The organism is Streptomyces sp. NPDC059989 (assembly GCF_042736975.1).
Classification (GTDB): Bacteria; Actinomycetota; Actinomycetes; order Streptomycetales; family Streptomycetaceae; genus Streptomyces.
In genome coordinates this window covers 67,890-91,370 of record NZ_JBHWUO010000028.1, presented here as the reverse complement: position 1 = coordinate 91,370, position 23,481 = coordinate 67,890, and the positions used below count along the sequence as shown (strand labels likewise).

The window sequence follows — 23,481 nt, the reverse complement described above, 5'->3', positions numbered from 1 at the left end:
CCGCAGCCGGTGAAACCGCAGCCAGTGGAACCGCCGAAGGACGAGCACCCACCACAGCCCGTGGAACCACAGCCAGTGAAGCCACAGCCGGTGAAGCCACAGCCGGTGAAGCCACAGCCGGTGAAACCGCAGCCGGTGAAACCGCAGCCAGTGGAACCGCCGAAGGACGAGCACCCACCACAGCCCGTGGAACCACAGCCAGTGAAGCCACAGCCGGTGAAACCGCAGCCGGTGAAACCGCAGCCAGTGGAACCGCCGAAGGATGAGCACCCACCACAGCCAGTGAAGCCACAGCCGGTGAAACCACAGCCGGTGAAGCCACAGCCGGTGAAACCGCAGCCAGTGGAACCGCCGAAGGACGAGCACCCACCACAGCCCGTGGAACCGCAGCCCAAGCTGCAGGATCAGCCCATCAAGCCGCCGCAAGTGCTGCAGGACCAACCTGTCAAACCGCCGCCAGGATGGCCCAAGCTGCAGGACCAGCCCATTAAGCCGCCGCAAATGCTGCAGGACCAACCCGTCAAACCGCCGCCAGGATGGCCAAAGTTGCCCCAATCGACCAAGCAACCGCCGAACGACGCGAAATGTCCGGATTCGTTCTTGATCGCGGCTCGCGGCTCGGGGGAGAACCCTGTCGACGCACCCAACAACCTCAACAGAAAGGGAGAGAAGTCAGCGCTGTCTGTGATGTATGACCAACTGAACAGCCCAAAGGGCACTACTGGCGTCCATGGTTCGGACTACCCAGCCAAAAAGGCTCTGGTGTTCGCCACAGAGTCCAATCTCTTCAGTAAGAGTTTGTCGCCATCCGCCAAAGACGCTGCCAAGAAGCTCGTGAAAGTCCTGAGGGCCCAGGTGGAAGCATGCGAAGGGCAGAAGATCTATCTGGCCGGTTACTCGCAAGGGGCGGCCATAATTCGGGAAGTCCTGAACTCGGCCCCAGAGCTTCATGACAGTATCAGCGGGATCGTGTTGTTCGGGGACGCCGTTCTCTTCGGCAAGAAATTGCCCAGCGGGCTGGAGCATAAAACACTAAATATCTGTGTGGCAGGCGACCCCGTGTGTGTTGTCGCTCCCGAAAATTGGAACAGCTGTTTGGCATATTCACCCAGCTGCCCGCACTTCAGCTATGCCACCAAACCTGAGGATGGACCAAGTCAGGCGAGCGTCGCTGCGGCCCTCATCACCTGTGAGCCCTGTCGGCTACCAATTACGCCCGGGGCGAGTGCCCCCCGGCTCGGGCCTAGGGGATGAAACACGAGAATGCTCAAGCTAAAACAGCGGCGGAAAATGGAGCGGATCCTTGCCGAAGAATCATGCCGACCCTGCGTAATAGGCCAGGTCGTACCCGATCCGTACCAGCCACGGCCCCGAGAACATGGCCACCCTGCGCGACCCGGCGATCAACGCCCTCCGCGCCGCCGGGCACCCCAACATCGCCGCCGGCCTGCGCCACACCTCCTACGAGCCCTTCACCCGCCCGCTCGACCCAGCTCGAAGCGCCCGCGAAGTAAGCGAACCCGAGCAAGATCAATCTCACCGGGATTTCCTGTATCCCAGCTACTCACACCCGGAGTTCGGCGACGCCGGTTGGAACGGTGCGTTGAGCTTGGTCTCGCGGCGGCTGAGCTCGGCCGCCGACAGGTGGGCGGGGGATGCGCTTGTCACGTCGGAGACCGCCAGATAGAGCTCGAAATCCCTGGTGCTGCCCGCGGGCGGAGGGACGACCAGGGGCGGCTCCTGGTGGGTTCCGGTCGCGCAGGCGGCGAGCTGCAGCCGGGGGAGGAAGGCGTGGAGGGTGTTGATCCAGTCGGCTTCCGCGAGCTCGCGGCCGGGCTCGTCGTCGCCGGCGTATGTGCGCATCCACCCCGCGTAAAGGGCGGTGAGGTGTTCGACGACCGCGGCGTGCCGGTACCAGCAGTGCGTGATCGTGTTGTGGAGTTCGAAGGCCCTGCGGAGCCAGTCGACCCATCCGGCGAGCTCGCGCATGCGGGTCCGCCGCTCCGCCGGGTCCATGGCCGCCCACACCCAGCGCTGGGGTTCGGGGCTCTGGGCAGGGCCTGGTGGCATCGGCCAGAAGTCGGCGGGGTTCAGCGGGTCGGGCACAGGCGCCTCCTGGCGTCGTCGTCGGCTACTTCTTGGCGGTGCCGGGCTTGGGCTCCGCGAGGAGTTTCCTGAGGTCCTTGTCGCGGAAGGTAAGGCGCATCTTCACCTTGATCGGCGGCAGGTTGGTGTACTGGGCGATCGCGGTGAAGTCGGGGAGCTGCTGGAGGGAGTGGACGGGGGCCAGGTCGGTCTCGGTGGCCTGGGTGTTCGTGGAGTGCTCGCCGCGGGATCGGCCGTGGCTGGTCTTCATGACCTCGGTGCGCCCGTAGAGGCCGGAGAAGTAGCGCAGGGTCTCCAGGTCGCCGCAGCCGGGGAGCAGCATGCGCAGGCCGCTCGCGGACAGGACGGTGTTGGCCTTCTGGGCGCCGAGGGATTCCCGGAGCTGGGACAGGTCGTGCCACACCGTGAGGAGGGTGATGCCCATGCCGCGGCCGGTGGTGAGGATGTTGGGCAGGCGCGGGTAGCGGAGCATGTTGCCGGCCTCGTCGACGAGGATGCCGACGCTGGGGCTGATGGGCTTGCCGGTCGAGTTGTAGCGGGATTCCGCGGCGTGGATGGCTCCGGCGATCAGGGAGCTGATGAGCGGGGCGAAGCGGTCCGCGTCGGCCTCGGAGGCGATGACGCAGATGGTGCCGCGCCGGTCGAGCCATTCCTCGAAGGTGAAGTCGGAGCGGGCGCAGGTCTCGCGGACCTCCTCGTCGGCGAAGACGCGGGCCAGGACGTTGAGGCTGAACTGGATGGAGCCGACTCCGTCCTCGTGGAGGCGCAGCCAGGGGGAGGCGTAGTCGTCGGCGACGTCGGTGTAGCCGTGGGTCAGGAGTACGGCGCGGACGTGGTCGACCGCGTCTTTGCCGAGGCCGATCCAGCGCCGCATGTCGGAGACCCCGCCGCCGGAGAGGTGGGCGGCCAGCAGGATGCCCTTGAGGACGCTCTTGGCCTGGCTCACCCAGGGGGCGGCCCGCTTCTCGTCGCCGGAGGGGGAGGCCTCGGCCAGCCAGGCCGCCATCCGGTCCGCGGCCTTGGCGTCGGTGCAGTACTCGACCGGCGACCAGTGGTCGCAGGGGCGGCCGGGGATGCCGGCCGGGGCGATGGCCCAGACGGGGCCGAACGAGCGGCGGCGGGCATGGATGACGTCCAGGTCGGCGGCCTTGGTGGTGGTCACCACCAAGGGGCCCTGCCATTCGGCGGCGTTGGGGAGGACCAGCCCGGTCGTCTTGGACGATCCCGGTACGCCGAACACGGTCGCGGAGATGTGGGGCTGGGCGGCCACGATCTGCTTCGTGCGCAGGCCGCGGCCGGCCGTGACGCGGTTGACCCGCCTGGTCGGGTCGTTGTGCGCGGACATCCTCCGCTCGGTCTTCGCGCCGCCCCACTGGGCGCCGCCGGAGCTCCCGCCGAAGGACACCGCGCCGGCGACCTTGACGAGGACGGCGCCCAGCGTGAGTACGAGGACGGCGGTGAGCGCGTAGAACAGCCAGGCGGGCGGGGCCGGCCGGTAGACGGAGCCGGGGCCCTTGACCAGGGCGGAGACCACGGTAACGGGCACGCTGTCGGCGCTGCCGACCCAGCCGTTGCCGGACAGCAGCCCCGCGAGCGGTCCGGCGAGCAGGGCGGCGCCGCCGATCGTGACCGCCAGGCCCGCGCCGTACGCGGCGAGCAGGGTGTTGTCGTCGAGACCGGCGGCGGACGGCCCGGATCCGCGCGCGGCCATGTCATGCACCTACTGTCTTGGGTTCGTTCTGGTCAGAGGCGTTCCGATGACCTGGGAGGCCAGGTCGGACAGGGTTCACTCGAAGGCGCGAAGAATCCGCCGTTTCGTCGAGAATCCCGAAGCCTCGGCGATATCCCTGACGCATGCGCCCTTTTGGTGAACGGAGCGGCCGATGACGCTGGCCGTGGTCCGCAACCTGTCGTCCTCGCAGGCCCTGCGGACTCAGCAGGACGTCGAGGACTTCGAGCAGGAGATCGTCGATCAGTACGCGTTGTCGATGGCCGCGGCCGGGCTGACCGACGGACACATCACCACGTCCCGAGCGGCGGTCGTGGAGTTCGCCCGCTCGCTTCCCGGGCCGCTGTGGTCGGCGTCCTGCGATGACGCGGACAGGTTCCTCGTCGAGCTCCGCCGGTCCGGACGCTGCGGGAGCCACACGCTGGCCACCAAAACCACCTTGCTGGCACGGTTCTACGACTTCGTGATCGTGCGCTACCAGGGCGACATCCACGCTCTGACCGGCTGCGTGGTCGAGCAGCCGATCGACGAATACAACCGGCCCAAGGGCCCCGCCCGCGGTGAAGTGCGCGTTCCGCCGTCGGACGCTGAGGTGGACGCGTTGTTCGCCCAGTGGGGCCCGTCGATCGTCCAGGCCCGCAAGTACCTGCCCGCCGCGCGGGACTACTTCGCCGCGTCGCTGTGGCGCAGGCTGGGCCTGCGGATCAATGAGACGGCGATGCTCGACATCCGCGACTGGCGGCCGGACCTGGGAGAACTCGGCAAACTGCACGTCCGTCACGGCAAGGGGAGCCGGGGACGGGGCCCGAAGAGCCGCCTGGTGCCGGCCATCAACGGTGCCGACCAGCTCATCGACTGGTGGCTCGCTGAGGTCCGCCACCAGTACGGCAGTGACTGGAGTGACCCGGATGCCCCGTTGCTGCCGAGCGAGCGGCGAGATGCGGACCTCGGCCGCTGCATGAGGGTGGGGACCGATGCCCTTCGCAGTGGGCTCGCTGCGCAGACCGGACAGTGGCTGCCCGCCTGGTCCGGCCGTCTGACTCCGCATGTGCTGCGGCATTACTGTGCCTCCTCGCTCTATGGCGCTGGGATGGACCTCAAGGCCCTCCAAGAACTGCTCGGACACGAGTGGCTGTCCACCACGACCCGATACATCCACGTCCGAAACGACCACATCGAGCAGGCATGGGCGCAGGCCAACCGGCGCCTGGAGTCCCGCTTCGGGGGAGGTGTGTGAGGCCATGCTGTGGAACCTGCGGATGAGAGCCGCCGAGCGCGGCATCTGGAAGTCCACCGAGATGCGCCGGCTCCTGGCCGACGCAGGGCTGGAGATCAGCGCCGGGAAGATGTCGGCGCTGTGGACAGGCACCCCGACCACGATCCGCCTCGACGACCTGGAGGTCATCTGCTCGGTGCTGGACTGCGACCCGGCAACCCTGCTGATCTGCGAACCGGAGAAGGCCGCGGCCCGGCGCCCGCAGAAGGAACAGCAGACAGCCGTGGGGCAGGCCCCGGCGCAGGTGGTGGCACCGCGGTTCGGGCGCCACCGTTCGGCGCCGCCGCTGTGACCACTTCGCCACCTCGTTGCAACGCCTGCCAGGTCAACCGGGTCGCCTGGACGAAGCCCCGCGTCGATTTCTGCTACGACTGCCTGCCCGGCGGGCCGTTCCCGGCGCCTCCATGCCGCAACTGCGGGTCGGCCGACTACTTCAGCCAGGGCCAGTGCGGGACCTGCCACCCCGGCGCCCCGATGCACCCGTTCTCCTGCCGGGGCTGCCTGGCCTGGGGCGTCTCCCGCGTCCACAACTGGCGCTGCTGGAGTTGCCGCTGGTGGCAGAACCACTACCCGGTCGGCGAGTGCCTGTACTGCCATCGGACCACACGCGTCGGCGACTCGGGAGCGTGCAGGCTGTGCCTCGAACAGGCCCGCCGGCTCAAGGAGCCGGACCGTGCAGTCGACCTGGTCGGAGCCAACCGCTTCGGGCAGCAGCTCTACCTGGCCAACCTCCACGCCGTGCGGCGCGGGAAGCGAAGTGACTGGCTGGCCCACCAGCGCCGGCGGGCGCAGGCGCCACCACCGAGGTTCGCTCCTGTTCGTTGGCAGCAGCTGCTGCTGTTCCGGATGCCGCCCAATCACGCAGCCCTCAAGAACCGGGCGGCGGCCGCCGACTCCGAGATGGTCCGCTTCTGCGACGCGATCCTGCGCGACCACGCCGCCCGGCACGGCTGGAGCCGCAAGCAGATCAACGACACCGCTCGGTCCCTCAAGCTGTTGCAGGTCCTTCAGGACACCCCCGGCGCGAAGATCAACGCCAGTGACGTCCTCGAACTCCCCGGCCTGGGCGGAACCGCCATGTCCACGATGGAGATCCTGGCGGCGGCCGACCTGCTGATCGACGACCGGACCACCGCCGTCCACCGGTACTTCGCCGAACACGCGGCTGGCCTGCCGCCGGAGATGCGATCCCAGCTGGACACGTGGTTCGAGGTCATGCTCGGCGGCAGCAAGAGCGCACCCCGCCGCCTGCCGAGACATCCGCAGACCGCCCACCTGCACATCCTCGGGATGGCCCCGATCTGGCACGCGTGGGCAGCCCGAGGCGTCCGCTCCCTCGCCGAGATCAGCCGGGAGGACGTCGTCGCGGCCCTCCCGCCCACAGGCGCCAACCGGTCCTTCGCCGAGCAGGGCCTGCGGGGGCTCTTCGACATCCTCAAGGCCCGCAAGCAGGTCTTCACCAACCCCGCTCGCGGACTGCCCGCCACCCCAAGCGGCAGCACCATCCTGCTGCCCCTGGACACCGAGCTGATCCGGGAAGCCCTCAACTCCGACGACCCTGCCTCCGCGCTGGCCGTCGCCCTGGTCGCCTTCCACGGGCTGACCGGCCCGCAGCTGCAACAACTCGCGCTGACCGACATCCGCGACGGGCGGCTCACCCTCGACGGCCGTAGCATCCCTCTCGCCGGCCCTGTGCGCACCCGCCTGGCGGCATACCTCGACCACCGGGCCCGCACCTGGCCGACCACCATCAACCCGCACCTGCTCATCAACCGGCGCACCGGACCCCGCACCAACCGCGTGGGCAGGGGCTTCCCGTGGTTCAAGCTCGGCGTCACGCCCCAAGCTCTCCGGGAGGACCGCATCCTCCAGGAAATCCACGCCACCGGCGGCGACGTACGTCGAATCTGCGATCTCTTCGGACTCACCGTCTCCGGTGCCATGCGCTACACCGCCGGCCTGGACGGCTATGTAGACGGGAACGAGGGGCGCTGCTAGGCAGTACGGAGTCGTGTGTTGAGGCGTTCCCTGCTTGACCGGGCAACGGTCGTAAAGAGTGTTGCGTCCGTGGGGGTGTGAGCCGGTCCTGCGTAGGGCTGGATCTGTCGAGGGGGGTTCTGTGGAGAAGGACGTGGAACGGGAGCACAACGCGGAGGCGGCGCCGAACGTATACGAGCGGGTCCTCGCAGAGGACCGGAGGGTGATGCGCGAGGCACTGCGTACCAGCCTCGGCTGGGCGCACTTCGGCTTGGTGCTGACGGCCTTGGCACTCGGTGCGGTCGGGTACTTCGAGGGCCCGAAATGGCCGTTGATCATCGGTGGTGTGTTCGCGGTCTGGTTCGCGCTGGCTCTCGCCGTCGTCCGCAGCCGCGGCGGGCGAGGTTGGAAGGCGATCGAGCGTGCATACATCGCAACCTTCGGATGGGCCGGGTGGCTCTGACCTGACCGGTGTCGGGCCTGGCGGTCACTGGTGCACACCTCGACCCACGCCTGCCCGGCCGGCGAGCCCCCGGTTCCCCAACTGGCGGCCCGACACAGGCTCTCCAGCACGCTAACCCCGTGGGTTCCGCACGCCCGACGCTTCAGAAATGACGAACCCACGGGCTTAGATCACCATCTTCTCGTCGGTCTCGAAGAGGCGTTCCTCGGTGCGGGAGAGCATGAGCTGCACGGCGTGGGAGCCGCCTCCGCGGCCGACCTTCCACAGGGCGCGGCCGCGCTGGCCTGCTCCCCAGGAGCCGATGAGGCTGCATTCGGAGTCGGTGAGTCCGATGGCCTCGCGGGTGATCTGGAGGGGCCGGGTGTCCTGGGCGAGCTGGATGCGGGTCTCGCACGAGGCGATGAGGTCGCGGGCGATGGCGACGGCCTCGGAGCCGGCCGCGCCCACGGACTCGAAGTCGGAGAGGCGGTGGGTGGCCAGGACCTGGATGGTGCCGGTCGCCCGGGACAGGCGCAGGTCGGCGTCGATCTTCTTGACCATGGTGGCGCCGCCGGAGCGCATCTGCCGCCACAGTTCGTCGCGTACGACGATCCAGGGCCGCTGGCCTGGCTGGTCGATGGCGGACTGCGCCCAGGTGGAGACGCAGGACAGGACCATGGCGACGGTCTCGTCGCCGTACTCCTGCAGGGCCGAGATGTCGACGGACTGGATGGGTGCGTCCCAGTCCAGGTCGATGCTGGTGGCCTCGTCGAAGAGGCCGCCGAGGTGTCCGGTGACCATGCCACCGAGCGCGGAGCGGATGGAGGCCATCTGCTCGCGGGCCCGCTGGACTTCCCCGTCGCGGATGCGCAGTTCGCGGGCCATGACGTCGGTGGGGTCGCGCAGGCGGTCGTAGACGAGGGGGAGGGTGGGAACGGCGAAGCGGGTGGTGCCGTGGAGTTCGCCGGTGACCTCGCGTACGGCGACGTCGAGGGCTTCTTCCTCCTGGGGCTGCAGGGTGCGCCGCAGCTGGAGTTCGAGCAGAGCCTTGAGCAGGGTCAGGCGGCGGCGGTGGATCTCGGTGAGCCGGCCCTTGAGTTCGGCGGGGTCCGTGATGAGGTCCAGGCCGGCGCCGAGGGGGCCCGCGTCCAGGGGGTTCAGGCGGCCCGGCAGGCCTGGGCCGAGGCGTACGGGTTCGACGCCCAGGTGGCGGCACAGCTCCTGGTACTCGCCCTTGACGTCCCCGGCGATCAGCGTGCGGTGCCCGAAGGCCATCAGCCGCAGGGACAGGGCTTTGATGTGCGCGGACTTACCCGACCCGGGAATGCCGGTGATCATGACGTTGGGGTTGGTGCACAGGCCCTCCTTCACCCAGACCGCGGGGTGGGCGCTGAAGGCCTCCGTGGTCAGGACGTTGCGGCCGATGTACGCGCCGATGGGCGGCAGGCTCGCGGCGTGGAGGTAGGGGTACATCCCGGCGGCGTTCGCGGTGTCGGCGCGCACCACTTCGGTACGGGGCATCGAGGCGGCCCGGCCGGCGAACGGGTGGGTCCACCCTTTCCGCGGGGCGACGCGCATCGCGGTGTCGGGGTCTTCGAGCAGGCGGGCGCGCCGCTGTTCGCGGGCGGTCCTCTGCTGCGGCAGGGGCACGGGCGGGCGGTCGGCGATGCCGGCGGCCTCGTCGATGCCGATGGCTTCGAGGAGGGTGTCGCCGGCCGGGCGGCGGGAGAAGAGGCCCATCAGAATCCCATCCGTCGGTCGGGGAGGCCCTGGCCGAGGGGGAGGGCGCCGGTGGCGAACCCGGTGTCCTGCGCACCCCACATGCGGCGGACCTCCAGCCCGGAGGCGGCCGCGTCGGCCTGGAGTTCGGCGCAGGCGGTCTCCAGCTCGTCGAGCTCGGTGACGGTGACGGTCAGGACGGCCGTCATCCGCATGACGCCCTGGCCGGAGGCGCGTGCCGCGTCCTGGGCGCGGGAGATGGCCTCCTCGCGGCGCTCGTCCTCGCTCTCGTCCCGGCCGGACTTGGCGCGCAGGTGGCGGGCGGAGCTGCGCTTGGCCTTGTCGCGGGCGAGTTCCTGGCGGGCGCGGCGCGGGCCGATGGGCTCGTAGAGCAGGGTCATGGCCCGGCGGGCGTTCTGCCGCGGGCGCAGCAGCGGCTGGAGGATGGTCGCGTACACGGCGGCCTGGGGCCAGGTGCGGACCTGGTACGACACCGACCAGGCGCCGTCGTGCCGGTAGACGCCCCACGCCGTCTCGGTGGCCGCGGGTCCGGCGAGGTCCGCGTCGACGCCCGGGGCGGTGCCCGTCCAGTCGGGGGCCTGGGCGGCGGCCGTGCGGGTGGCGAGCATCTGCTGGGCCTCGGGGTCGTAGGCGGTGCGCACGGTCGCCGCCACCTTGCGGGGCGGGAGCCACTCGACGACCTGCAGGCTCGCGGTGGACAGGGCCTGGCCCATGGCGTGCAGTTCGCGTACGAGGACGGCCGCGGCGCCGATCTGGCCGCCGCCGGCGCCCTTGATGGCCAGGCGGGCCCGGGCGGCGGAGAGGGTGACCGTCAGGTACGTCTCCCGGGTGGCGGCGGCGGGGCCCGCGCCGTCCATCAGCTCGGCGAGCGCGGTCACGGCGGCGGCCGGCGCGTCGGGGGTGACGTGGCGGGCGGTCCAGGAGGCCAGGGCGGCGCCGTCGTCGGGCAGGCACCGCTGGTGGACGGCGATCCGGGTGACGGGGGAGTCCTCGGTGCAGTAGGAGCGCAGGAACGCGGCCCACGCCGCGACCCGGGCGGCCTGCTTGTCGGTGTCGACCAGGGCGAGGCCGGGGAAGGTGATGCGGGCGATGGCGCTGTAGGCGCCGGCTACGGGGTCGTGGACGACGCCGAGCTGCCCGCCGAGCCCGTCGGGGGCGTCGAGGATCCGCAGGCGGGCCAGGATGCCGGGCAGGTCCATCGGCTGGCGGCCGGTCTTGGCGGAGCGCGGGGCGAAGGCGCCGGAGAAGAAGAGGTTGCGTCGGGTGGCCACGGAGATCTGGTGCCTTACTGCGAGAGAGATCCATTCGTCGGCGCTGAGCCCTGACACCCGCCCGAACGCGAGGGCGAGGAGGAGCAGTGCGACCGGTACGCACACGAAGGTCGCCTGCCAGCCGACGTTGAACGGCAGGAGCGCGAGGAGGGAGGCCGCGGCCACCATGGCGAAGCCGGGTCCGGACAGGCGGCCCATGAAGCCGGTCGTCTCGGACTGCCAGCCGCCGTAGGAGACGGGTTGGGACATGTCACGCCTCGCTTCGGGGGGCTGGGACTGGCCGCGGGTCGGTGCTCGGTGCCTCGGTCGGCGCTCCGACCGGAACGGGTGCGGGTGCGGGTGCGGAGGACGGCTGTCGGCGCGGCGGAATGACCGCGTGACGGCCGCCGCCCCCGCCCTGGTCGAGGCCGGCATGTGCGGCCGTGCTGCCCAGACCGGATTCCAGGGAGTCCTTGCCGACCGCCGCGAGCTGCAGGCCGAAGGCCGCCATGCCCAGCGCCCGGCCGCCGAAGCGGCCCGCGGACTTCCCGGCGCCGCCCGCGCCGCCCGTGCCACCCGTGCCGGCGGGTGAGGGAGCCGCGGAGGTCGTCGTGTTCTCCGACTCCAGGGCCTTGGTGTAGCCGGAGCCGCCGCCGACCGCGCCGGCGCCGCTGGGGTCGGGTCGGTGGCCGCCGGTCATGGAGGAGGCGGAGGAGCCCGCAGAGCTGAGCCAGCCCGAGGCCATGGCGGAGCCGGAGCCGTTGGTCGTGAACGTCATGAATTTCGCCAAGGCCGGCCAGCAGAGCGCGGCCGCGAGGAACATGACGAAGCCGACGAGCATGTTCTGTACGCCCTTGCCCTCGGACATGGCGAAGACGCCGATGGAGAAGCAGGCGACGATCGCGGGCTTCATCAGGACCAGGGAGATGAAGGCGTTGCGGGCCTTGGGCCACCACTCGGACGTGGAATCGGAGAGCTGGCCCGCCAGGGTGATCGGCATCGTCGCGATGATGAGCATGATGCCGACCTGGCGCATCAGGATCTCCACCCACAAGGCCGCGATGACCAGGATGCAGACGATGCCGACGACGATGACGACACCGACCGCGGAGGCGGTCACGGTCTCGCCGGCGATGAGGGCGCCTCCGGCGGTGGCGGCGCCGCCGCCTCCGGTGATCAGGCCGCCGAAGAGGGTGCCGAGCTGCTCCTGCATGGCCTTCGTCGCGGCTGCCTCGCCGCTGCCGCCGCCCTCGAACGTCTTGTTGATGATCCATGTCGACACGGCGTCGGACCACGTGAGCGCGGTCTGGGCAACGCCCCAGTACACGGAGGAGATGACTGCCCACTTCGCGAGGCCGATCAGGGCGGTGGCGGCCGGCCCGCCGTTGTGGCTGACCGCGACCTTCCCGAACTGGAGCAGCAGGAGGAATACGGCCAGGACGGCCGAGAGCGAGGTCATCATCAGCGTGAACTTGGCGATGCCGGTGTCGTTCAGGTTGATGGTCGAGTTCTCGTTGAAGAGCGTCGCGAACTCCGACAGCAGCCAGACGACCGACTTCCCGATGTAGGAGGCGGCCTCCTTCAGGGCGTTGGAGGCGAACTCGGAGAACTTGCCCGCCACCCATTCCAGCGGCCCCTTGGCGGGCGGCGGGTACTTCGCCTCGCCGTCCTTCTGGCATGTAGTGAACGGCCTGCCGTCCCGCACAACGCAGTCGGTAATGAACTGGTTGAGGGGCTCGTAGTTCTTCCACTGCTTGTCGGGGAAGTCCTTGCGCCACCTCTCCAGGCGGCGGATCTCGGCTTCCTTCTGTTCCTGGGGGTTGCATTCCGCCGCCCCCGTGCCGTCCGCGCCCTCGCAGATGTTCGTCCTGCCGGGGAAGGGGGGATCGTCGGGCCCCGGAAGGTGACAGATCGAACGGTTGTCGATCTGGTCGACCAGGCAGTACTTGCCGCGGGTATCGAGGCCGACGCCGAACTGATCCCAGTCCTTGGGGATGGGGTCGGGCGGGCCGACGGAGGCGTGGTACTTGGGATCGTCGGCAGCCACCGCGATGGAGAGGGTGGCGCCGGCACCGAGGAATAGGCACAGGGCCCAGAGCAGGACGAGGGCGCGGGTGACTCGCAGGAATCGGTCAGTCCGCATGGCGTACCTGAACCCATCCGTCGTTCCAGGCGAAGCGGCTGGTGGGCTCGTAGGCGACGGGGAAGTCGCCCAGGGCGTCGTACTCGTCGGTGAACTTCCAGGCCCCGTCCTGCCACTTCACGACGAAGGCGACCGTGTCCCCGCGCAGAGGATTCTCGTCCGGTCCGCCCTTCGGGCCGGTGGCAAAGCGGTCGTAGGACAGCCATACCTGCATGACGTCGCCGACGGGCAGCCCGGGCGCCTTGAGGGTCTTGCCCCGTGCGGCATGGACGGCTGTGGTGAAGGAGATGTCGGCGGAGATCCCTCCCGAGGGAGGCAGACCGATGGCCTCACGCGTCTTGCGGATCTCGGAGACCTGCTTGTCGACGTAGCCGGGCACGTCCTTGGACGCGACGGCGGTGAGCTGCTGGGTGGCCTTCTCGTCGTCGAGCCAGGCGTACTCCTCCCAGAAGTACACGACGGCGGAGATCCCGCCGCTGGGAGATCCGGGGAAGCCGGTGGACACACCGTCTTTCTGGCCGGTGGGCTTGCGGAGGCTGACCTTCTGCGCCCGCTCCGGTGTCATCGGGCCGTCCGTCGCCGTACTGCCCGCCGGCGCGGAGGCGCTAGCGGACGGGCTGGCTTCCGCCTGCGGCTTCCCCTTGGCGTCCTCCCGCATCAGGGTGGCGGCGGCGAATCCGCCCACGACGAGAAGCGCCGCTACCGCGACGACGATCGCGGCGAGGACGATTCGGGCCCTGCGGGCCTTGAGCCCGTTCGAGGACTCCATGCTCAGGTGCCGCTCGTCATGGTGAAGACGGCCAGGACCAGCGAGGACGTCAGTCCGATGCCGCCCGCACCGATCAGGCTCCACAGCACGCCCTGCTTGCCCCGGGCCGCCAGCGCCGCGCGCTCGGTGTTGTGGCCGACCGCTACCAGGGCCCAGCCGCAGAGGCCGCCGAGCACGGCCAGCGCGAGGCCGCCGCCGGCCGTCCAGGCCAGGATCGTCTTGACCGGGGTGTTGACCGATGTCGGAAGGGCCGGGTCGAAGTCGGGGACCGGGCCGACGCCTTCGGCCAGGACGACCAGGCCGGGGTCACTCGCGAGGGTGTGCAGGGTCGTCAGGAGCTGGCTCATATTCGGTGGTTCCTCGTCAGACGGCAGTGACTGCAACGGCAGGGAGCGGGGCGGGCTGCGGGGCGTCGGGCAGCGGATCGCCGAAGGACGCCCGGGCGGCGGCGAGCACGGCGGTTGCCAGCTGCCGGGCCGCCTGCCGGGTGCGCGGGCGGATCCGGGCGGGCTGGGCCTGGAGTCCGTGGGCGCGGATGTCGGCGTCGTGGGGCAGGTGGACCACGGCGGCGGCGCGGGCCGAGAGCATCGTGGCCGCGGCCCGGACCACGGCGGGCGGGCGGCCGTCGGCCGTGGCGGCCAGGACGACGACGCTGCGGTGCAGGGGAAGGCCTTCGGCGTGCAGCACCATCACGGCCTGCTGGAGGGTCTGGACGCCCTCTGCGGTGGCCTGCGCGCACAGGACCGGCACGCTGAAGGGCAGATCGCACCAGGCGCGGGTCAGGCTCGGTGATCCTTCGCAGCGGGCCAGGAGGACGTCGTGCGGGACATGGTGGGCGGTGTCCGCGACCAGGGCCTGCCACCCGCCCGCGGCCGCCAGTTGGTACCAGGCTGCGGGCGGTGCGGGCAGGGACAGCGGAGCCGCATGCCATTCGCGCCCGTCGGTCAGTACGCCCCAGTCACCGTCGGCTGCGCGCCGTACGGCGGCGGCACCGCGGATCCGGGCCCGGGTCAGCGGGCGGTCGTGCGGCAGAGCGGCGAGGCCTCCCGCTTCCGGGCCGCCGCTCCACGCCGGCCAGGGAGAGGCGAGGCGGGGTGCCAGGTCGAACACCACGGTGTCGGCGGCCGCCGACAGCGCGTCGGCGAGGACGTGCGCGACGGTGGAGCGCGCGCTGCCGCCGGTCGCGGCCATCACCGGAACGACAAGGCGCGCGGTCTCCGGTAACGGCAACAGCGTCGAGTTGCCCCTTTTGCTCATCAATCCCCCAAAAACGCGCCACACAAAGCCATCACTAATGTGAATTTCACACGTTCGTCCGACTCTGCGATGAAGGGCATCGGCACCTTACACCGGACATACGACGACAACTGAGAGGTCTTCACCAACCCCACCTGCAAGCAGAGATGGCATAGTGTCACGATCCGCCTACGCAATCACAGGGAGACCAACTCCCGGCCAGTGTGGCCGAATTGCATCTTCGTGGGCGCAAATCAAAGGGACTGCCGAGGGGGCTGGGTGGGGGCGAAGCGGTGGCTGGGGGTGGCCGCCGCGGGTGCGGCGGCGGCCCCGTTGGCACTGGGAGTGGGCGTGGTCATGCTCGTCGGCGCGCTCGCCGAGGACGACGGCAAGGGCCGGACGGTCGGCACGTGGCCGACCGCGAGCACCCTCAAAATCGGCGGGGCCGACGGCGTACCGGCCCAGTACGCTCCGCTCATCCTGGCCGCTGCCGCCGCGTGCGATCAGGGGCTTCCGCCGGCGATCCTGGCGGCCCAGTTGTGGGCGGAAAGCAACTTCGACCCCACGGCGATCTCGAGGGATTCCGCCGGCCGGCCGATCGCGTACGGGATATCGCAGTTCATCCCGGAGACCTGGGCCCGCCAGGGCGTCGACGGTGATGGCGACGGCGACAAGGACGTCATGGACCCGAACGACGCCATCCCCGCGCAGGGGCGCATGATGTGCGGCCTGCTGAAGACGGCCAAGGCGCACCCCGAGTACAGCGGTTCCCCCATCGAGAAGGCCCTGGCCGGCTACAACGCGGGCTGGGGGCGGGTCGAGCAGTTCGGCGGCGTACCGCCCGCGAGCTTCGCCGCGGGGGAGACGTACAACTACGTCAAGGCGATCCTGGCCCGGTCGGTGAAGTACACCGCGTCGGGGGGCGGCGGGCCGGTCGAACTGCCGGCCGGCTTCGAGCTTCCGCCGGACACCCCGCCCCAGGTCCGCACCGCCGTGGCCTGGGCCCTGGCCCAGAAGGGCGGCTGGTACCAGCTCGGCGGCGACTGCACCGACGCCCTGGGCTCCAACCCCCGGCACTGGTGCGACTGCTCCTCCCTCATGCAGCAGGCGTACAGGGCGGCCGGGATCACGATCCCCCGCGTCACCTTCGACCAGATCGACCTGCCCATCCAGGTCGGCCTGGACAGCCCGAAACCCGGCGACCTGGTCTTCAACGCCGGCTCCGACGGCTCGGCGGCCAGCCCGGGACACGTCGGCATGTACATCGGCGCGGGCCTGCTGATCGAGTCCCCGCGGACCGGGGTCCGCACGCGGGTCGTCCCGTACAGCAGCTGGCGCAACTCGACGAACTACATGACCCGGGCGACGGGCATCCGCCGGGTGGTGACCTGGTGACCGACACGAGCGCAGGGACTCCCATGCACGACCAGCCCTTCTTCCGCCCCTGGGGCGTGATTGACCCGGCGTTCTGGGCGGGCGCGGAGGCCGGAGAGGCCACCATCTCCCCTGTCGAGATCCCCATTGCCGTCAAGGCCGCTGCCGTGAAGGGAGAGGTCGCCGAACAGCTGACCTCCATTCGCGCCGCGGCGTCCGTCGACCTCGTGCGCGCGAACGTCCTCGCCGAGGAACTCGACGCGAAGACCACGGCCGCGCACGGCGAAGGGCACATCGAGACGGTCCGGGTCCGGGAGGTCCGCGCCTACCTCGCACTTCTGACTGGCCACCACGAGACCGCGGTGGCCTGGTACCTCCACGTCGTCCGCCTACACGCCGGGCTCCACGGTCCCGAGCACGCCGAGACTGCCCTCGCGGTCCGCCGGGCGTACAGCATGTGGAAGGCGCTGCCCGCCTCGGATGCGGTCCGTCTCGCAGAAGGTCTGATCGAGGCCTTCACCGAGCTGCAGGGTGCAGGGGCGGAAGCAGTCCCCCGCATGCGCGAGCACCTCCAGCAACTCCAATAGCACCCACGGGGCCACGGCGGGCGCCACCTCACGGAATCTTCAGTCGTCATTGCCCGGGTCGGGTGGTACAGCCGGTCGGGCCCTACGGCGTACCCGTGAGGCAGAAAGCGCCGTTCTGGGACGGTGTTTCAGATACGGCAGCATCAAGAGGTGACTATCCAGAGCTGGCGGCTCTGCAGCTGGCGGCTCTGTCGAGACTCCGCCCGCCCGCCGGCCGAGGGAGTAGGTAATGCCCGCGACCGCGATCGGCGTCAGCGCTGTTCCCAACGAGGCAATCCAGTCGGGCCAGTCCAACCCTCCTTCCTTGTCCGACGGCTCATTGACCAAAATCTGTAGCCACGTTCCTGGAGGGACCGTCCTAGCCTGCGCCGCCCCGGAAGGCGCGGTCGACGAAGGCGCAGTCGGCGAAGGGGCGGTCGACGAAGGGGCAGTCGGCGAAGGCGCGGTCGACGAAGGCGCGGTCGACGAAGGCGCGGTCAGCGAAGGCGCGGTCGGTAGCGTCCAAGGGTTAGGACCCGTCGGCTGAAACCCAGGATTGACAGTCTCCTTCGGCGGCAGCACACCATCATCACGCGAGTGCGGCGTCTGGTCCTCCGTCGGCAAGCCGTCACTGCCCGTCCGGATCGTGCGCGACGTAACGGTCGTTAGCTGCTGCTCTGACTCGGCTAGAACAGCAAATGCAGACACCACACCGCTGCCAACGGCCGCCGTGATGGCGGCCATAACCGCCCATCGACTCCATGCGGTGCGCTCGGGCCCCTTTGACGACACCGATTCATCACCTTGACCGATTCGCCCCATATTGGACTAATATTTCAGTGTATGGTTCGCCCACGCGGGAAGAACACGCCGTAGAGGCCTGTGAGCACTCGCCGTTCACCCTTTCAGCCTGGCCTCTGAAGGCTGCAGCACACCTCAGGCGTCGCCTGCGTTTCCACAGGCCATGCGTCCGACCGGTGGGTTCCCAGGTTGGGCGGGCAGACCTAGTCCAGCGCGCCGTTCACCGGGGGTCCAGGATCGGGCTTGCCCGACCTCCGAAGGCGGCGCCGGAAGCATCCTGGGTCCCCGCGCCGGCGGGGATCAGCAGATGTCACCCGTATCGGTACGGAGCAGCATGGGGTCATCCCCCGCGGTGGGGGGAGCAGCGGGTATATCCCGACCTGTTCAACCCTGGCTGTGGTTCATCCCCGCAAGTGCAGGAAGCAGATTCTTGAGCGGGAGCTCATCATTCCCAACCTGGGGCCATCCCACGAGTGCGGGAAGAGGCCTTCCATAGTCCGCCCGAATGGTGCGCCGAGGGGGCATCCCCGCGGGTGCGGGGAGCAGGACGCCGACATGGTCGCGGATGCCTTCAAGGAAGGTTCATCCCCGCAGGCGCGGGAGGCAGGGCGACCTGGCTGCCGTCGAAGGAAAAGGCGCGGGGGCATCCCCGCGGGCGCGGGGGCATCCCCGCAGGCGCGGGGGCATCCCCGCAGGCGCGGGGGCATCCCCGCAGGCGCGGGGGCATCCCCGCAGGCGCGGGGGCATCCCCGCAGGCGCGGGGAGCAGCCCTCATCCTGGCCCCGGAAGTTTGGCTTGTGAGGGTCATCCCCGCGGGTGCGGGAAGCAGACTTTCTAGCCTGCCACTTTAGAAGGACAGGTGGGCGCGCCACGGCACTTTCGCCGAAACCGACATCCAGCGCATCTCGCCCCCACCAGTCCCAAGCGCCGTAGTCGCCCGCCGGTATCCCGCTCTCGATGCCTTCGCTGGCCAACAGGGCAGAGCAAACTGCGGGGCTGCAGGGCCCGGAGCAAGACTCCTTCGGCGCGCACCGCAGCGAGGAGTTATCCACACCGCCGGTCCTGTCCACAGGCCCGCACGTCGGTCGCGTCCGAGGTGGGACGATCACCACGTTTCCGCGACGAAGGAGGGGATGCCGGTGTCCGCAACCGCGATCAACGTGCTCGACTCGCAGCTCGATTCCGAGGATGCAGCCGCGGTACTGGCTGCGGCCTGGGACGTCCTCGAGATGACCACCGGGCTCTGCGATGCCATCGCGTTCGACGAAGGCAGCGACGAGCTGCAGGCGATGGTCGCCGCGCAGAAGTGCTCGGAGGGCCGAGATCTGCTTCCGCTCCCGACGACCGGGGGGCCGGTCACGGCTCCGCCTCCGGAGCCAGGGGCCGCGGGCCTCGTCCCGTACGTACGGCTCCTCGAGCACGTCGGCGGTGCGCTGGCCCGGTTGGCTGCGGGGCGGTCGGAAGCCGAGGCCCAGGGTCTGGGGCGGGCCGGGGAGCTGGCTGCCGGCGCTGCCGCGGCACTGGCCGTGGTCCGGGGGCAGTGAGGTGACCACCCTGGGAGGGTTGTTCGACGTCGCGGTCGCCCGGCTCGAGGAGGTCGCCCAGACCCCGCTGGCGTCGGTCGCGGCCGACGAGCGCGCGGCACTGGTCGCCGAGCTCGACGGCTTATTGCAGCAGGTACAGAAGGGGCTCGGCCCGCGCGCGTACACGCCGGTCCCGACGACCGAGGAGCGGAAGCTGACCCCGGCGGAGCAGAACCTGGACGACTGCCTGGGCGATGCGCGGGCGTCGCTCGGTACGGCGAGCCGGTACCTGTCGCCGCAGAAGGGGGAGCCCGGCCCGGCCGGCGAGCGGATCGCTGTCGCGGCGCGTGCCGTGGGAGCCGTACGCGACACGATCAGCAGCCATCTGGGACCGGACCGGGCACCGTTGACCCCGTACGCCTACCTCCTGCGGCACCAGAAGGCCTTCGACTACCTCGCCCGGCGCTACTCCGAGGTCGCCTGGGCGGCGGGCCACGTGGTGCACCGGCTCTCGCAGGGTGCCGAGCATCCCGGCGCGGTCGACGCCTTCGACAAGGCCCGGACCTCCCTCGACCACGCCTCCGTCTACGCGCGGGCATCGACCCGCGACGCCGATCACGCCCTGGCCGCCTTCCCGGCGGCCCTGCCCGTCGAACCGGTCCAGGCCACGGCCGCCGACCCGACCGGCACGGTCGTCGCCCGCCTCGCCGAGGACGGCGAGCGGCTCTCCCGCGCCGCGTACGCCGCCCTGCACGACCGCGCGGAGCATCGGATGAGCGGCTCGGACCTCCAGCAGATCTCCCGCTGGAACGCCATGGGCCGGCTGCTGGCGGGACGGGTCCTCCTGCACGTCGCCGAGGACGCCGCCGACGGCGCGGTGCGCGAGAGCCTCAAGGCGGCGGCCGGGGAGTTGAGGGAATCCTCCCGGGCGTGGAAGGCCGCGGCCGGGGCCTGGCAGCGCGTCGTGGACACCGGGGACCCGCGGGAGCGCCCGCAGCTGCCCCCGCCGGGGTACGCGCAGGTCCGGCAGGGGAAGGTCGCACCGATGCCGTCGACCGATCCCCACCCGGCGGTGGTGATCTCCCGTACCAGCGTCGTACGGCTGGGCCAGCTGCTGTTCGGCTCGCAGTGGACGCCGGAGCAGCCGCCGGGAGCCGCGCGGCCTGCTGCCGAACTCCTCGCGGACGCCGGTGGTGCGGGCGCGCTGGCGGCCTCCGCGTACCGGCTCTCCGCCACCGGCTGGCAGATGGCGGCGGCCGCCCCGTGGGTCGTCCGGCGGGCCGAGCCCGGACTGGTGACCGACGCCCCCGCCCACCGCCCGGCTGGCCTCGACCGGGGCCGTCGCTTCTACCCCGTCCATCCTCGCCAGATCGAGACACTGACGGAGGGCTACGGGGCGGTCATGGCCGCCGAACAGAAGGGCGCGGCCGCCCTCCTGACCACTGCTCAACGCGCGGGCACGCCCGTACCGCGGGCCATGCTGGATGCTGCCGCCCACCGCACGATCGCCCAGGAGCAGCAGTGGGTCACAGCGACACCGACCCAGACGCCGGCGCGATCCCTGCCCCGAGCCCACGTCCCGACCGACCTGGTCCTCGGACGCCGCCCGGGCATGCGCCGATGAGCCCACCGCCGGGCGTGCTCCCGCTCGGCGCTGCGTTCATCCCCGCGCAGCGGGGAGCAGGCCCCACCCGATGTGTGCACCTCGGCGGGCTCAGATTCAACCCCGCACGTGCAGGGAGCGGGGAGCCCTGCGGTTCACCACCGGCCAGCTCCTGGGTTCATCCCCACAAATGCGGGGAGCAGGCAGGCGGATGGTGGCTCTTCGCCGAAGACCTGGATTCATCCCCGCGTACGCGGATAGCAGGCTTGCCGACCTGCCACCTTAAGTGCCAGATGGAGGGTCTGAAGCAGTTTCACCCAATCGACATTTCAGGCATCTCGCGCAACCGGTGATCGGCGCTGCCCAAGCTGCACTGGCTCCCTGTCGATCCGGTCGGCAGTGAGGGCCCATCCGCCCGATCGGCCGGCCCGGCGGCGTGCAAGCCGCGCCCACCAGCCGTCCCCCGTCGGAACATCAGCCACAGAAGGTGCGCCCAAGCGAAAGCCGCACGCTGTATGCGGTGTACGGGCGCTACTCCGCACCACAGACAGCCTCAGCCACTGTGCTGTCTTTCTCCCGGAGCAACCACGTTCCTGAGCAGGTGGACACCAACGGGCCATCAGCACGGTGCAGCCCGCTGGGGCCTTCTGCAGCTCCCGGTCGGGCCACGGGCCCTGGCCACCTGGTGCGCCGTGCTTCTGACGCAGTAAGGAACCGCAGTCCGGAGACTCCTACAACGCCGACCGCGCATCCGCTTGAGACGGCCACCCACGTTCTGGCGATCCGCGGATAGCATCCGCCGCCAGAACAGGAGGGGATGGCCTGGCGTACCCGTAATGCGCCCGTCCGGCCCCTACTCGCTCAACCACATGGAAAGAAAGGCTCCCTTGAGCAGCATCAGCTCTGGCGGGCGGGTTCAGCCTGCCCGTCCCGGCGACCCGAAGAAGATCGGCCCGTACCGGGTCATCGGGCGTCTCGGCTCGGGCGGAATGGGCACTGTCCACGCCGCTCTCGACCCGCAGGGCGTCAGAGTGGCCGTGAAGGTCATCCATCAGGCGCAGGCGCAGGACCCGGAGTTCCGGGCCCGGTTCCACCGCGAGGTCCAGCTGTCGGCCCGCGTGTCCGGCCCGTGCCTGATACCGCTGCTGGCAGCAGACCCTGAGGCCGAAGCCCCGTGGCTGGCCACCGCGTACGCGCCCGGCCCGACCCTCAACCAGCACCTGGCAGCCCACGGTCCGCTTACCGGCGGCTCTCTGCATGCGCTCGCCACCGGTACCGCGCAGGCACTGGCCGCAATCCACCGAGCGGGCGTGGTGCACCGGGACGTGAAGCCGCAGAATGTCATCCTCAGCCCCGCCGGGCCCCGCGTCCTGGACTTCGGCATCGCCCACGCCGCCGACGGAACCTCCGTCACCCGTACCGGCATCATGACCGGCACCCCCGGCTGGATCAGCCCTGAGCAGTACCGCACCGGGACGGCGGGGCCGGCCGGGGATGTGTTCGCCTGGGGGGCGCTCATCGCCTACGCATCGAGCGGGCGTCTCCCGTTCGGCACCGGGGCCCCTGACGTGGTCGCCTTCCGCGTCATGTCCGGCGAGGCCGACCTCAACGGCATTCCCGACGGGCTTCGGGAGATCGTGGCACGGGCGCTGTCGAAGGATCCGGACAAGCGGCCGACAGCAGGTGAGGCGGCCGATCAGTGCGCTGCCGTGTTGTCCACCCAGGCCACCCAGATCATCGTCTCGGGCAACGCACCCACCCTCGTCGGTGACCTCATAGCGGGCGAGTGGGACATGCCCACCCTGGACGACCCGACCTGGCACGCCCCGGCCGCCAGGTCCCGGAAGCGCACTGTGATCACTGTGGCCGTGGCTGCGGCCATCGTGGGTGGATTGACCGGCGCCATCGCAGCATTCGGCCCGGGCGATGACAGCAAAGGCCCGCGCGGCACCGCTCAGGCAGCGGTCTCGACACCGACGACCGCGACGACACAGCCGCCACCGAACAGCACCACGAGCCCGGCCGCGAGTGCCGCGAGTCAGCCCGGACCGGAGAAGATGACGGACTCGGGGGAGGCAACCATCGCCACGTGGAAGGAATCCCGCCCTGCCCGGACCACAGCCGAGAACGACTCCTACGGAGCGATGGGTACCGGGCCTTGGCTCGACCCGGACTCCTACCCCGACGTCAACAACGGCACCCTCACCTTCCACCCGGGGAGGAAGGAGGTCTATGTCGCCATGAGCGACATGCAGCTTCCCCCGGTAGCGGTCCAGGAGGTCGCTCAGCTGGCCTGTCTGGGTCTGCGGCACCTCTCCGACCTCTATCCCGACTATCCCTACACCGAGTACGTGATCGTGGACACCGCCCGCGCGGGCGGGCCCGGCATCGTGTGGGAGGCGAATTTCCGCACCAACACGACCTGCACCACGTCCGCGACCCAGCGCACCGCCGACTGGCGACCCGACCAGCCGGGCCTGGCAGGAGCCCAGATCCCGAGCAGCGACGCCAACGAGATCCGCGTCGCTACTGATGCGGTCAACGGCATCCTGGGGCAATGGCCGGACAAGTCCCTCGGCCACCACAACACCAGCGCCGGCTATGACCGTGAAGGCCGCGCCCTGTACGTGTGGGTGGACAAGCCGGACTGGGACAACGCCACCCGCGAAAGCTGGGCGCGCATCGCCGCGTCCTCGGCCTGCAGCGCCCTCAAGGCCCAGGCCGCCCGATCCGCGAACTGGCCGTACACCAGGTACGCCTCGGTCATCACCGCCGCAGACGGAACAGCCCGCGAGTTCATGACCTCGGGCACCCTCGCAGACTGCCCTGCCTGATCATCGGTCGCACGGCCCCCGCCTCCCGCCGTCCGTCCACGGCGGCATCGGCACGGTCGGGCCGGTCGCGGTACAAGTCCGCCCAGCACATCGCACATACGTGCCCCTCGCC

General features: G+C 70.3%; 20 protein-coding genes. 10 read left to right on the top strand and 10 right to left on the bottom strand.

Annotated features, from left to right (window positions below; genetic code table 11):
- The coding region (locus tag ACFWBN_RS24600) for a hypothetical protein (RefSeq protein ID WP_385179071.1) at positions 1–441 on the bottom strand (441 nt) is incomplete at its 3' end.
- A gap of 60 nt (positions 442–501) precedes the next feature.
- On the opposite strand from ACFWBN_RS24600, the gene ACFWBN_RS24595 reads away from it, so the two are divergent.
- Positions 502–1,254 (top strand): cutinase family protein, encoded by a 753-nt coding sequence (locus tag ACFWBN_RS24595; protein ID WP_385179070.1) that lies wholly within the window; start codon positions 502–504, stop codon positions 1,252–1,254.
- 306 nt (positions 1,255–1,560) lie between these two features.
- Here ACFWBN_RS24595 and ACFWBN_RS24590 read toward each other — a convergent pair whose 3' ends face one another.
- Positions 1,561–2,106: a hypothetical protein gene (locus ACFWBN_RS24590; RefSeq protein ID WP_385179069.1), complete on the bottom strand. Its 546-nt coding sequence runs from the start codon at positions 2,104–2,106 to the stop codon at positions 1,561–1,563.
- 25 nt (positions 2,107–2,131) lie between these two features.
- Positions 2,132–3,817 (bottom strand): type IV secretory system conjugative DNA transfer family protein, encoded by a 1,686-nt coding sequence (locus tag ACFWBN_RS24585; protein WP_385179068.1) that lies wholly within the window; start codon positions 3,815–3,817, stop codon positions 2,132–2,134.
- 172 nt (positions 3,818–3,989) lie between these two features.
- On the opposite strand from ACFWBN_RS24585, the gene ACFWBN_RS24580 reads away from it, so the two are divergent.
- The 4 genes from ACFWBN_RS24580 (at position 3,990) to ACFWBN_RS24565 (ending at position 7,551) form a co-directional block, all read left to right on the top strand.
- Positions 3,990–5,072, top strand: coding sequence for a tyrosine-type recombinase/integrase (locus ACFWBN_RS24580; protein WP_385179067.1), 1,083 nt, complete (start codon positions 3,990–3,992; stop codon positions 5,070–5,072).
- Between the two features lie 4 nt (positions 5,073–5,076).
- Positions 5,077–5,403 (top strand): helix-turn-helix domain-containing protein, encoded by a 327-nt coding sequence (locus ACFWBN_RS24575; RefSeq protein WP_385179066.1) that lies wholly within the window; start codon positions 5,077–5,079, stop codon positions 5,401–5,403.
- The gene (locus ACFWBN_RS24570) at positions 5,400–7,109 is read left to right on the top strand and encodes a hypothetical protein (RefSeq protein ID WP_385179065.1); all 1,710 of its coding nucleotides are present in this window, start codon (positions 5,400–5,402) and stop codon (positions 7,107–7,109) included. The genes ACFWBN_RS24575 and ACFWBN_RS24570 overlap by 4 nt, the downstream gene beginning before the upstream one ends.
- A 121-nt stretch (positions 7,110–7,230) precedes the next feature.
- On the top strand, positions 7,231–7,551 hold the full coding sequence (locus tag ACFWBN_RS24565; protein WP_385179064.1) for a hypothetical protein: 321 nt from the start codon (positions 7,231–7,233) through the stop codon (positions 7,549–7,551).
- A 165-nt stretch (positions 7,552–7,716) separates the two neighbouring features.
- Here the strand turns inward: ACFWBN_RS24565 and ACFWBN_RS24560 are convergent, their stop codons facing one another.
- Genes ACFWBN_RS24560 through ACFWBN_RS24535 form a run of 6 tightly spaced genes read right to left on the bottom strand, consistent with a single transcriptional unit; the run spans position 7,717 to position 14,623 of the window.
- Positions 7,717–9,270, bottom strand: a complete 1,554-nt coding sequence (locus tag ACFWBN_RS24560; RefSeq protein ID WP_385179063.1) for a type VI secretion protein — start codon at positions 9,268–9,270, stop codon at positions 7,717–7,719.
- A complete protein-coding gene (locus ACFWBN_RS24555; protein ID WP_385179062.1) occupies positions 9,270–10,790 on the bottom strand; it encodes an SCO6880 family protein in 1,521 nt (506 codons plus the stop codon). Before ACFWBN_RS24555 ends, ACFWBN_RS24560 begins: the two co-directional genes overlap by 1 nt.
- Before the next feature lies 1 nt (position 10,791).
- Entirely contained in the window at positions 10,792–12,663 is a 1,872-nt protein-coding gene (locus ACFWBN_RS24550; RefSeq protein WP_385179061.1) for a hypothetical protein, read from the bottom strand.
- Positions 12,653–13,432: a hypothetical protein gene (locus ACFWBN_RS24545; RefSeq protein ID WP_385179060.1), complete on the bottom strand. Its 780-nt coding sequence runs from the start codon at positions 13,430–13,432 to the stop codon at positions 12,653–12,655. Before ACFWBN_RS24545 ends, ACFWBN_RS24550 begins: the two co-directional genes overlap by 11 nt.
- 2 nt (positions 13,433–13,434) lie before the next feature.
- Positions 13,435–13,779, bottom strand: coding sequence for a hypothetical protein (locus ACFWBN_RS24540; protein ID WP_385179059.1), 345 nt, complete (start codon positions 13,777–13,779; stop codon positions 13,435–13,437).
- Positions 13,780–13,795: 16 nt separating this feature from the next.
- The gene (locus tag ACFWBN_RS24535) at positions 13,796–14,623 is read right to left on the bottom strand and encodes a hypothetical protein (protein WP_385179058.1); all 828 of its coding nucleotides are present in this window, start codon (positions 14,621–14,623) and stop codon (positions 13,796–13,798) included.
- A 324-nt stretch (positions 14,624–14,947) separates the two neighbouring features.
- On the opposite strand from ACFWBN_RS24535, the gene ACFWBN_RS24530 reads away from it, so the two are divergent.
- Positions 14,948–16,063 (top strand): NlpC/P60 family protein, encoded by a 1,116-nt coding sequence (locus ACFWBN_RS24530; RefSeq protein ID WP_385179057.1) that lies wholly within the window; start codon positions 14,948–14,950, stop codon positions 16,061–16,063.
- Positions 16,060–16,629: a hypothetical protein gene (locus ACFWBN_RS24525; RefSeq protein ID WP_385179056.1), complete on the top strand. Its 570-nt coding sequence runs from the start codon at positions 16,060–16,062 to the stop codon at positions 16,627–16,629. The genes ACFWBN_RS24530 and ACFWBN_RS24525 overlap by 4 nt, the downstream gene beginning before the upstream one ends.
- A gap of 358 nt (positions 16,630–16,987) precedes the next feature.
- On the opposite strand, the gene ACFWBN_RS24520 is transcribed toward ACFWBN_RS24525, so the two are convergent.
- Positions 16,988–17,134, bottom strand: coding sequence for a hypothetical protein (locus tag ACFWBN_RS24520; protein WP_385179055.1), 147 nt, complete (start codon positions 17,132–17,134; stop codon positions 16,988–16,990).
- 1,414 nt (positions 17,135–18,548) lie between these two features.
- Between ACFWBN_RS24520 and ACFWBN_RS24515 the strand changes: the two genes are divergently transcribed.
- The 3 genes from ACFWBN_RS24515 to ACFWBN_RS24505 all read left to right on the top strand — a co-directional run bounded on the left by ACFWBN_RS24515 (position 18,549) and on the right by ACFWBN_RS24505 (position 23,369).
- Complete coding sequence (locus ACFWBN_RS24515; protein ID WP_385179054.1) at positions 18,549–18,953, top strand: hypothetical protein; 405 nt, start codon at positions 18,549–18,551, stop codon at positions 18,951–18,953.
- Positions 18,954–18,972: 19 nt separating this feature from the next.
- Positions 18,973–20,556 (top strand): hypothetical protein, encoded by a 1,584-nt coding sequence (locus ACFWBN_RS24510; RefSeq protein ID WP_385179053.1) that lies wholly within the window; start codon positions 18,973–18,975, stop codon positions 20,554–20,556.
- A gap of 866 nt (positions 20,557–21,422) precedes the next feature.
- Entirely contained in the window at positions 21,423–23,369 is a 1,947-nt protein-coding gene (locus ACFWBN_RS24505) for a serine/threonine-protein kinase (protein ID WP_385179052.1), read from the top strand.
- Positions 23,370–23,481: the final 112 nt, after the last annotated feature.

Excerpts from the sequence above, each read along its gene's own strand:
- ACFWBN_RS24595 (WP_385179070.1), top strand. The coding sequence starts at position 502 with ATGCTGCAGGACCAACCCGTCAAACCGCCGCCAGGATGGCCAAAGTTG.
- ACFWBN_RS24585 (WP_385179068.1), bottom strand. The coding sequence starts at position 3,817 with ATGGCCGCGCGCGGATCCGGGCCGTCCGCCGCCGGTCTCGACGACAAC.
- ACFWBN_RS24580 (WP_385179067.1), top strand. The coding sequence starts at position 3,990 with ATGACGCTGGCCGTGGTCCGCAACCTGTCGTCCTCGCAGGCCCTGCGG.
- ACFWBN_RS24575 (WP_385179066.1), top strand. The coding sequence starts at position 5,077 with ATGCTGTGGAACCTGCGGATGAGAGCCGCCGAGCGCGGCATCTGGAAG.
- ACFWBN_RS24560 (WP_385179063.1), bottom strand. The coding sequence starts at position 9,270 with ATGGGCCTCTTCTCCCGCCGCCCGGCCGGCGACACCCTCCTCGAAGCC.
- ACFWBN_RS24555 (WP_385179062.1), bottom strand. The coding sequence starts at position 10,790 with ATGTCCCAACCCGTCTCCTACGGCGGCTGGCAGTCCGAGACGACCGGC.
- ACFWBN_RS24550 (WP_385179061.1), bottom strand. The coding sequence starts at position 12,663 with ATGCGGACTGACCGATTCCTGCGAGTCACCCGCGCCCTCGTCCTGCTC.
- ACFWBN_RS24545 (WP_385179060.1), bottom strand. The coding sequence starts at position 13,432 with ATGGAGTCCTCGAACGGGCTCAAGGCCCGCAGGGCCCGAATCGTCCTC.
- ACFWBN_RS24540 (WP_385179059.1), bottom strand. The coding sequence starts at position 13,779 with ATGAGCCAGCTCCTGACGACCCTGCACACCCTCGCGAGTGACCCCGGC.
- ACFWBN_RS24535 (WP_385179058.1), bottom strand. The coding sequence starts at position 14,623 with ATGGCCGCGACCGGCGGCAGCGCGCGCTCCACCGTCGCGCACGTCCTC.